10 protein-coding genes are annotated in these 9,081 nt (G+C 53.0%); 1 reads left to right on the top strand and 9 read right to left on the bottom strand.

All coding sequences use genetic code 11. The features are described 5' to 3' along the window. Positions 1-69: 69 nt before the first annotated feature. The 8 genes from thiL to glyA form a co-directional block, all read right to left on the bottom strand. Complete coding sequence (thiL, locus tag E1189_RS16055) at positions 70-1,008, bottom strand: thiamine-phosphate kinase (RefSeq protein ID WP_155161423.1); 939 nt, start codon at positions 1,006-1,008, stop codon at positions 70-72. Positions 1,009-1,043: 35 nt separating this feature from the next. Then, positions 1,044-1,487, bottom strand: a complete 444-nt coding sequence (gene nusB, locus E1189_RS16050; protein WP_329602084.1) for a transcription antitermination factor NusB — start codon at positions 1,485-1,487, stop codon at positions 1,044-1,046. An 85-nt stretch (positions 1,488-1,572) separates the two neighbouring features. After that, positions 1,573-2,049, bottom strand: coding sequence for a 6,7-dimethyl-8-ribityllumazine synthase (gene ribH / locus E1189_RS16045; protein ID WP_155161418.1), 477 nt, complete (start codon positions 2,047-2,049; stop codon positions 1,573-1,575). Positions 2,050-2,061: 12 nt separating this feature from the next. Further along, positions 2,062-3,171 carry a bifunctional 3,4-dihydroxy-2-butanone-4-phosphate synthase/GTP cyclohydrolase II gene (gene ribBA / locus E1189_RS16040; RefSeq protein WP_155161416.1) on the bottom strand — a complete coding sequence of 370 codons (1,110 nt, stop codon included), beginning with the start codon at positions 3,169-3,171 and terminating at the stop codon, positions 2,062-2,064. A 58-nt stretch (positions 3,172-3,229) separates the two neighbouring features. Further along, positions 3,230-3,910, bottom strand: a complete 681-nt coding sequence (locus E1189_RS16035; protein WP_329602081.1) for a riboflavin synthase — start codon at positions 3,908-3,910, stop codon at positions 3,230-3,232. A gap of 15 nt (positions 3,911-3,925) precedes the next feature. Next, entirely contained in the window at positions 3,926-5,050 is a 1,125-nt protein-coding gene (gene ribD / locus E1189_RS16030; protein ID WP_155161414.1) for a bifunctional diaminohydroxyphosphoribosylaminopyrimidine deaminase/5-amino-6-(5-phosphoribosylamino)uracil reductase RibD, read from the bottom strand. Between the two features lie 3 nt (positions 5,051-5,053). Next, entirely contained in the window at positions 5,054-5,533 is a 480-nt protein-coding gene (gene nrdR / locus E1189_RS16025; protein WP_155161412.1) for a transcriptional regulator NrdR, read from the bottom strand. Positions 5,534-5,720: 187 nt separating this feature from the next. Continuing rightward, the gene (glyA, locus tag E1189_RS16020) at positions 5,721-6,986 is read right to left on the bottom strand and encodes a serine hydroxymethyltransferase (protein WP_155161410.1); all 1,266 of its coding nucleotides are present in this window, start codon (positions 6,984-6,986) and stop codon (positions 5,721-5,723) included. Positions 6,987-7,296: 310 nt separating this feature from the next. On the opposite strand from glyA, the gene E1189_RS16015 reads away from it, so the two are divergent. Beyond that, positions 7,297-8,322, top strand: a complete 1,026-nt coding sequence (locus tag E1189_RS16015; protein WP_155161408.1) for a threonine aldolase family protein — start codon at positions 7,297-7,299, stop codon at positions 8,320-8,322. A 45-nt stretch (positions 8,323-8,367) separates the two neighbouring features. Here the strand turns inward: E1189_RS16015 and E1189_RS16010 are convergent, their stop codons facing one another. Then, on the bottom strand, positions 8,368-9,060 hold the full coding sequence (locus E1189_RS16010) for a YoaK family protein (RefSeq protein ID WP_329602080.1): 693 nt from the start codon (positions 9,058-9,060) through the stop codon (positions 8,368-8,370). Positions 9,061-9,081: the final 21 nt, after the last annotated feature.

Below are 9,081 nucleotides of genomic sequence, written 5' to 3'. Positions count from 1 at the left end.
TCTTCATTTTCCGACTCCCTTACCATCAGGAAAAAAAAAGCTTTAACTGCGGTTCAGCCTGAAAGCTGGTTAAAAGTGTGTATAGCCCTTAACACTAAGGGCTATACCATCAAGCAGCAGGGCACTGGCAGATGGGGTTATGACACCTACGGCTGTGACAGGAACAGGAGCAGTTTGGGGAAGGGGACAGCAGGCTGGCAAAGTAAAGCACAGTTCGTAATCATCCCCTCCGGCTAAAGCAGCCTCCAGAGCTTTATCCTTACACACCTTTTGTAAGGCATCTGACATGGGAATATTGCAACTCTTTAGCTCTGCACCACACCCGGATGCTTTGAGGATATGACCAAGGTCTCCAACCAACCCATCTGAAATATCCAGAGCCGCTGTTGCGCCCTGCCCAACCAGCCACTGACCCAGCTCAACACGAGGCGTTGGCTGCCAGTAACGATCAACAAGATATTGTTCAGCCTCTGTCGTAACAGGCTTCTGATTAAGGATATAAGGCAGTGCACCACAGGCATCACCCAGCAAGCCACTGACGTATATGATATCACCCGGTTTTGCACCACTGCGCATTAAGGCTCTGCCTTTGGGAATAAAGCCCTGCACATGCACGGATATGGTGAGCGGACCACGGGTCGTATCGCCACCGGCTAATGAAATGCCACACTCCTGTGCCATCGTAGCAAGCCCACGACTGAACCCATTCAGCCATTCGCTGTTAACTTCAGGAAGGGAAAGAGCAAGAAAAAAACTGTGGGGAGTCGCACCCATGGCAGCGAGGTCACTGACGCTCACTGCAAGGGAGCGGTAACCGATCAGAAAGGGATCACCACCAGCAGGAAAATGCACATCCGCCACAAGAGTATCAATACTCTGTACCAGCTGTTCCCCTGCAGGTGGAGAAATAAGAGCACAGTCATCGCCAATGCCCTTATCGAGGTGCCCGCCCACTGTTGTAAGCCCAGGCCGTTGGAAGATCGACCGGATCAGAGCAAATTCATCCATGGTTCTGCCCTCTTACAACAGTTGTGATACGGCTCTTACTTGCGAGAACCGCGACGGTTGCTACGGTATTCCTTCACTTCCACCGGACGCAGTGTCTCGGCCAGCTTGTCGAGGATACCGTTGATGTACTTGTGTGAATCCTGAGCACCGTACTTCTTAGCCAGTTCAATGCCTTCGTTAATGACCACACGGTAAGGTACATCGGTGCGCTTCATCATCTCGTAACAACCCAGACGCAGCGCTGCTCGCTCAACCGGGTCCAGCTGGTCAAAGCTGCGGTCCAGCAGGGGGGAAATGGTGTTATCCAGATCACTCACCTGATGGGCAACGCCCGACAGCAGCTCATGGAAGAAACCGCCGTCAACGCGGGTCATGTCGTTACGGGCCCGGAACTGGGCTTCAATATCGACAATGGAAGCACCAGCCATCTGCCACTGATACAGAGCCTGCAGCGCCAGTTCACGCGCCTTGCGGCGGATCTGGGTGCGGCCCTTTTTGGTGTCAGCCTTATCAGTAGACTTTTGGCCGGCTCTCTTTTGATCGAGAGGGTTCTGAACGCTCAAATCAAGACTCCAGATTCTTGAGCAGGCTCACCATTTCAAACGCGGCCAGGGCAGCTTCTTCGCCCTTGTTACCCATCTTGGTACCGGCCCGTTCAATGGCCTGCTCGATCGTATCAACTGTCAGCACACCAAAGGACACAGGAATTTCCTGATCCAGCATGACATTAGCCATACCCTTGGTGCACTCTCCTGCAACATATTCAAAGTGCGGTGTGCCACCGCGAATGACTGCACCCAGGGCAATAACCGCATCGTAACGGCCAGAGGCAGCCACTTTTTTCACTACCAGAGGCAGTTCAAACGCACCGGGGCAACGAACGATCGTAATCTGATCTTCGCTGACACCGTGACGCTTGAGAGAATCCACAGCACCTTCAACCAGGCTGTCCACCACGTAGGCGTTCCAACGTGTTACCACGATGGCGTAACGACCGTCGTTCGGGGTCATCATTCCTTCAATTGTTCTCATGCCACTCATGGCCTTTCCTCTTTACTCGCAGGGAATATTTTCTGTGACTTCCAGGTCAAAACCGGAAATCGCGCTGAAACGCAGAGGTGAACTCAGCAGGCGCATTTTGCCAACGCCCTGATCCCGAAGAATCTGAGACCCTGTCCCGATGGTCATGTAAACCCCGGCATGGGCTCCTGTGCTGTGGTGAGTTTTTTCCTTGCTGGAAAAGCTCGCCAAACTGGTTCCGAGGTCATCGTATTCATCGGAATCCAGCAGTACGAGGACGCCTTCACCCTCTTTGGCAATGCGCGCCATAGCGGCAGGCAGAGGCCAGCTGGTGCTGCCTTCCTTGCGGACACCAAGAAAATCCCGGAAGGTTTCCGCCTGATGAACCCGCACAAGTGTAGGCTTATCCGCTTCGGGCTGCCCCATAGCCAGAGCCAGGTGAGTGCGACCGGACATTGTGTCTCGGTATTCGGTCATACGGAAGTCGCCATATACCGTAGACAATACCCGCTCACTCTCTCGGTTAACCGTTTTTTCGTTAAGAATCCGGTAATGAATCAGGTCAGCAATAGTACCGATCTTCAATCCATGGGTTTCTGCGAAACGTTCGAGGTCCGGGCGGCGAGCCATAGTACCGTCTTCGTTCATGATTTCAACAATCGCGGCACCGGCTTCCAGGCCAGCCATGCGCGCCAGATCCACACCCGCTTCGGTATGGCCTGCACGCTGCAGTACGCCCCCCTCCATCGCACGCAGCGGGAAGATGTGGCCGGGCTGAACGATATCCTGAGCGCGGGACATAGGGTTGATCGCCACCTGCACAGTGCGGGCGCGGTCTGCGGCAGAAATACCCGTGGTTACGCCCGTCGCTGCTTCAATGGACACAGTGAACGCAGTGCTCTGGGCTTCCTGGTTATTCGCCGTCATCTGGTGCAGGCCAAGGTAATCACAGCGCTCGGCTGTCATGGGCATACAGATCAGGCCACGGGCGTGTGTGCACATGAAATTGATAATCTCCGGAGTGATTTTCTCCGCCGCAATAATCAGGTCACCTTCATTTTCACGGTCTTCGTCATCCATCAGGATGATCATTCGACCCTGACGAATATCTTCAATCAGCTCTTGTGCGGTATTCAGCTGCATGGCCTTTTCCTTCTAAAGGGAAGTCACAATTCTTGTGGTGGTTGCATCTCAGAGAGGGTTAACGTCTTCTGAAAAAACCATGTTCCGCCAGAAAGCCCTCAGTCAGCTGGCTTTCCGGTTTTGCTTCATTCTGCTCACTTTGCCCGGCGCCGCCTGTCAGGAGTCGCTCGAGATAGCGGGCAATAATATCCACTTCCAGGTTCACACGGCTACCCGGACGATAATGGGTAATCACTGTTTCCTGTGCGGTGTGAGGAACAATATTGAGGCTAAAGATGTTTCCTTCAATGGCATTCACGGTGAGGCTGACGCCATCCACAGTGATCGACCCCTTCTCGGCGATATAGCGAGACAGCTCGGTCGGTGCTTCCACGCGGTAAACCAGGGATCGACCCGCAGAACCGATATCCACGATCCGCCCGACACCATCCACATGTCCGCTGACAATATGGCCGCCAAAGCGGGATGTAGGCTGCATAGCCTTTTCCAGATTGACTGGGCTGCCGGTAGACAGTTCACCCAAACCCGTACGCTGCAAGGAGACCAGAGAAACATCCGCAGCAAAACCATCGCCGGGCAGAGCAACAGCGGTAAGACAAACACCGTTGGTCGCAATGCTGTCACCCAGTTTCACATCGCTCAAATCCAGATCACCGGTCGCCACGTGCAGGCGCATGTCACCACCACGGTTTTCCAGACGACGAATAGAGCCAACAGCTTCAATAATGCCTGTGAACACTCAACTTCCTCATACTCAATCAGTTGGCTTACAAATCAATCGCCAGTCGTTACCAAAGGCGCGAATATCTTCAATAGCCAGTGGCCGCTTTTCTGCCATTTTGGAGAAAGGCAGCTGGAACAGCGGCCGGGCATCGGAGCCCATCAGCACCGGCGCCATATAAATCAGTAATTCATCCACCAGACCTGCTTCCACAGCGGAACCTGCCAGTGTTGCGCCGGTTTCCAGCAACACTTCATTACAGTCTCTGCGCGCCAGCTCCGTCATCAGGGCTTCGAGATCGACACTGCCGCTCTCGTTTGCAGGTAGAACCATAACCTCAATTCCCTTTTCAGCAAGGGTTTTGAGTTTGTTTTGATCGGGATTCACACCTGCCAGCAAGGTTGTGCCGGGCAAGCTGAGAATCTTCGCATCCAGGGGAATGCGCAGGGTAGAATCCACAACCACCCGCAGGGGCTGCTTCTCTGCCGCTGCTTCCGGGTTTTCAATGCGCAGTTCGTTCGCTCGCACAGTGAGGGACGAATCATCGTGGATAATGGAATCCACGCCAGTCACAACCGCGCAGGAGCGGGCACGCCACTGCTGCACATCAGCTCGGGCAGCAGAACCGGTAATCCACTGAGATTCGCCAGACTCCATCGCCGTTCGGCCATCGACACTCATAGCCATTTTGCAGCGCACGTAGGGTTTGCCGGTTTCCATGCGCTTGAAAAAGCCTTGGTTCAGGGTGCGGGCGTCGGCTTCCAGTAAGCCTGAGACTGTTTCGATTCCGGCGTCTTCCAGAATCTTGAAACCACCGCCGCTGACTCTGGGGTTCGGGTCAGTCATGGCTGCAACCACTTTCACCACGCCCGCCTCAACAAGGGTTTTAGCGCAGGGAGGCGTTCGGCCGTAGTGGGCGCAGGGTTCCAGGGTTACATAAGCCGTGGCACCTTTTGCAGAACCGTTTACGGATCTCAGAGCATTGATTTCGCCGTGGGGGCCACCAGCCGGGCTGGTAAAACCTTCGCCAATCACTTTTCCATCACGCACCAGCACACAGCCCACTGAAGGGTTGGGCATGGTGGTGTAAATTCCTTTTCGGGCAAGATGTAGGGCTCGCGCCATAAAGGCGTGATCTGCGGTAGAAAAGTCAGACATAAATCACTTGTCTCTGGTGAGAGACCCGTGGGGAACCTTCTCAAGTCGTTCAATCTCTTCGCGGAATTGCTCAAGATCCTGGAACTGACGGTAAACGGAAGCAAAGCGGATATAAGCCACCTCATCGAGATCTTTCAGGGCACTCATCACCTCTTCTCCAAGGGTGAAGGATTTCACCTCCCGCTCACCGGTGGCACGTAGCCGTTGCTTGATGCGGTTGATGGCCTCTTCAATCTGTTCTGTGCTGACCGGGCGCTTTTCCAGTGCCCGCTGCAAGCCCGCCCGGAGTTTCTCTTCATCAAAAGGCTCCCGGGAACCATCCCGCTTGATCAAACGCGGCATAACCAGCTCAGCACCTTCGTAGGTGGTGAACCGTTCTGTGCAGGTCGTGCATTCTCGCCGACGACGAACCTGAGATCCGTCTGCAACCAGTCGAGAGTCTATGACCTTGGTATCTTCCGCGTTACAAAAGGGACAATGCATGATGGCTGGGGATAGCTTCTTTAGAGAAAATTGGGTTCAGGAGAGCAGATAGTACCCCGAAGGGCACGAAAAACAAGCGCTGGGGCGTAAACAAAGCTCTACCGGCGAAAAACATCACGTGCATTCAAATACAAAAACGCCGCAGGCAAAACCTGCGGCGTTGGGTGGAACGGTTAGACATCAAAAATTACTGGTACACAGGCAGACGCTGGCAGATTTCCAGAACCTTGCCTTTCACCTCTGCTACAACCTCTTCGTGGCTGTCAGTACCGATGCTGTCCAATACGTCAGCAATCCAGTTACCCAGATTTGTGCAATCCACAGCATTGAAGCCACGGCGGGTAATGGCCGGGGAGCCAATACGCAGGCCACTGGTAACAAATGGGGAGCGGGGATCGTTGGGAACAGAGTTCTTGTTCACAGTGATGTTAGCGTTACCCAGAGCCGCTTCTGCATCCTTACCGGAGTATTCCTTGCCGATCAGATCCACCAGGAACAGGTGGTTGTCGGTACCGCCGGATACCACATTGATCTTGCGCTCCAGCAGTGTACCAGCCAGTGCTTTGGCATTGGCCGCAACCTGCTTCTGATAATTTTTGTATTCGTCTTCCAGACACTCTTTGAAGCACACGGCTTTTGCAGCAATGATGTGACACAGCGGGCCGCCCTGACTTTCAGGGAACACGGCAAAGTTCAGGCGCTTGTGCAGCTCCTCATCATGGGAGTTGGAGATAATCAAGCCACCACGTGGGCCACCCAGGGTTTTATGAGTGGTTGTGGTGCACACATCCGCGAAAGGCACAGGGCTTGGGTATTCACCCACAGCAACCAGGCCAGCAATGTGAGCCATATCCACGAACAGGTAAGCGCCAACCTTATCGGCGATCTTACGGAAACGTGCCCAATCAGCCACACGGGAGTAAGCGGAGAAGCCACCGATAATCATCTTTGGCTTGTGTTCTTCTGCCAGACGTTCCACTTCGTCGTAATCGATCTCGCCGGTTTCCGGGTGCAGGCCATACTGAACAGCGTTGTAGATACGGCCGGAGAAGCTCACCTTGGCACCGTGGGTCAGGTGACCGCCGTGGGCCAGACTCATACCCAGAACAGTGTCGCCGGGCTGGCACAGAGCCATGTAAACAGCGGCGTTAGCCTGAGAGCCGGAGTGAGGCTGAACGTTGGCGTACTCAGCATTAAACAGCTCTTTAGCACGGTCGATAGCCAGCTGTTCAACCACATCAACATGCTCACAACCACCGTAGTAGCGCTTGCGTGGGTAGCCTTCAGCGTACTTGTTGGTCAGCACACTGCCCTGGGCTTCCATCACCCGTGGGCTGGTGTAGTTTTCAGATGCGATCAGCTCGATATGTTCTTCCTGACGCTTCGCTTCTGCCGCCATGGCTGCGTGCAGTTCAGGATCATAGTCAGAGATTTTTGAATAGCTTTTAAACATTGTCGTATCCCCCATCAGATTGTGATTTGTGTTCTGAATATCTGCTTTGTGGCACATTCTAATACAGCGCAGACAAATAGATAGACTGTAACCACCGGGTATGTAACGGAATGTCAGGGATAACTGCTCCTGATTCCAGAGCACGGGTTCCCAAAACTATAGGATTACGAAAGGCTACAAGAAATAACCCGGCCAGCTCCTCAAATCGTAATCTGGCTGCGGAAAGTGAATATCGCTCTCTGCAGCCCTGCAGGGATAAGATGCCCGTTACACCCGTTTCTCCAAGACCGTAGATGGAGCTCAATCAATAATGATTTCCTTTGCTAGTGATAATTACGCCAGCGCACTTCCCGAAGTTTTGTCGGCACTGACTGAAGCAAATGTCGGCCATGCCAAAGCCTACGGTGACGACCCTATTACCGCTGAAGCCATTGCATTAATCCAGAAGGAACTCAATACAACAGCTCCCGTATATTTTGTGGCAACCGGCACAGCAGCGAACACACTGACACTCAAAACCATGGTAAAGGATTTCGAGAGTATCATATGTGCGGATAGCGCCCACATAAACATTCAGGAAGCTGGCGCTCCTGCCCATCTGACCGGCTCAAAAATCCAGACCACACCAAATATCGAAGGCAAATTAACGCCTGAAGGTATCCGTCAGTTATACACTGGCGAAACCTTCTGGGGTCGCCACTCCACTTTACCAAGGGCCGTAAGCATTGCCCAAACCACTGAGTTCGGTACTGTTTACACACTGGACGAACTGGCCGCTATTCGTACCGTGTGTGATGAGCTGAACCTGTACCTGCACATTGACGGCGCCCGCCTGTTCAATGCCGCTGCTGCGCTCAACTGCTCTCTGGCAGATATTGCCCAGTATGCTGATATTCTCTGCCTTGGTGGTACAAAAGCAGGTTTAATGTTTGGTGAGGCCATAATATTCATCAACCATACACTGGGAAAGAACTTTGACCGCCGCCAGAAACTGGGGCTGCAGTTGATGTCCAAAACACGTTATGTGTCTGCGCAGTTCAAGGCGTTGATGGCTGATGGATTGGGCCTGAAAGCCGCCGCCCATGCCAATGCACTGGCACAGCGTTTATGGAAGGGGTTAGAAGACTCTGGGCTGGCAACCGCTGCATTCCCTATAGAGAGCAACCAGCTGTTTGTTCAGCTGCCAGAAAAAGTAATTGCACCGCTGCAGGAGGCTTACCCCTTTTACACATTTGACCCAGGCCAGAATCTGGTGCGACTCATTACCTCCCACGACAATACCGAAGAAGATGTTGATAACTTGCTTGAGCTCTTCAATACACTGACAAACCAGTAAAACGACCAAGGCCGTGCACTCCCATGGCCTTACTCCCCAGCTGCCTTACTCGCCAATCATAATACTGCCGTTGGTTTTGCGGAGATGGTTCACGTAATAGGTATATAGAATTCCGGTGAACCCGGTCACCATTGCTGGCACCATCAGAGCATTGTAGCCGATTCGGGAAAACATGAGAGAACCTGTTATTGCGCCGGTGAAGAAACCGCAGATCAATAGTACGTAGAGAAAAAACCGTCGTTTATCGATCGTCTTCCCCGTCATCCAGTGGCCAATCTTTGTGCCAAGGTCGGTCACCATTCCCGTTAAATGGGTTGTTCTTATAATGGCACTGCTGAAGGTTGTCAGCATACCATTCTGCAGCCCACAGGCCATGGATGCCAGATACTTCCCAGCCGCCATTCCGTCTTTAAACAGAAGCATGGATGCAACCAGCATTAAACTTTCAACCAGCAACGCAAAACCATAACGGCGGCCGAGCCTGAGCTTGCTACCCCGGGTAATAATCCCGCTCAGTACAGAACCCAGAAAAAACGACAGAATCACAAATGCCAGATGCATGGCATCATTAAATTGTCCCTGAGCCAGCGCACTGCCTGCAAGGGTAATAGAACCCGTTACGTGAGTAACCGACTGACGGGCAAAGCTCATAAACACAATAGCGTTAACCATGCCCGCATTGCAGGTGAGCAGAACACCTCCAAACCAGACCCAGGTTGGCAGTTTACGAATCGCCACTCTATGACCAACCCAACTGCA

The organism is Parendozoicomonas verongulae (assembly GCF_009711465.1).
Taxonomy (GTDB): Bacteria; Pseudomonadota; Gammaproteobacteria; order Pseudomonadales; family Endozoicomonadaceae; genus Sansalvadorimonas; species Sansalvadorimonas verongulae.
The sequence above is the reverse complement of the archived record's forward strand: the minus strand, read 5'-3'. Positions and strand labels throughout refer to the sequence as shown.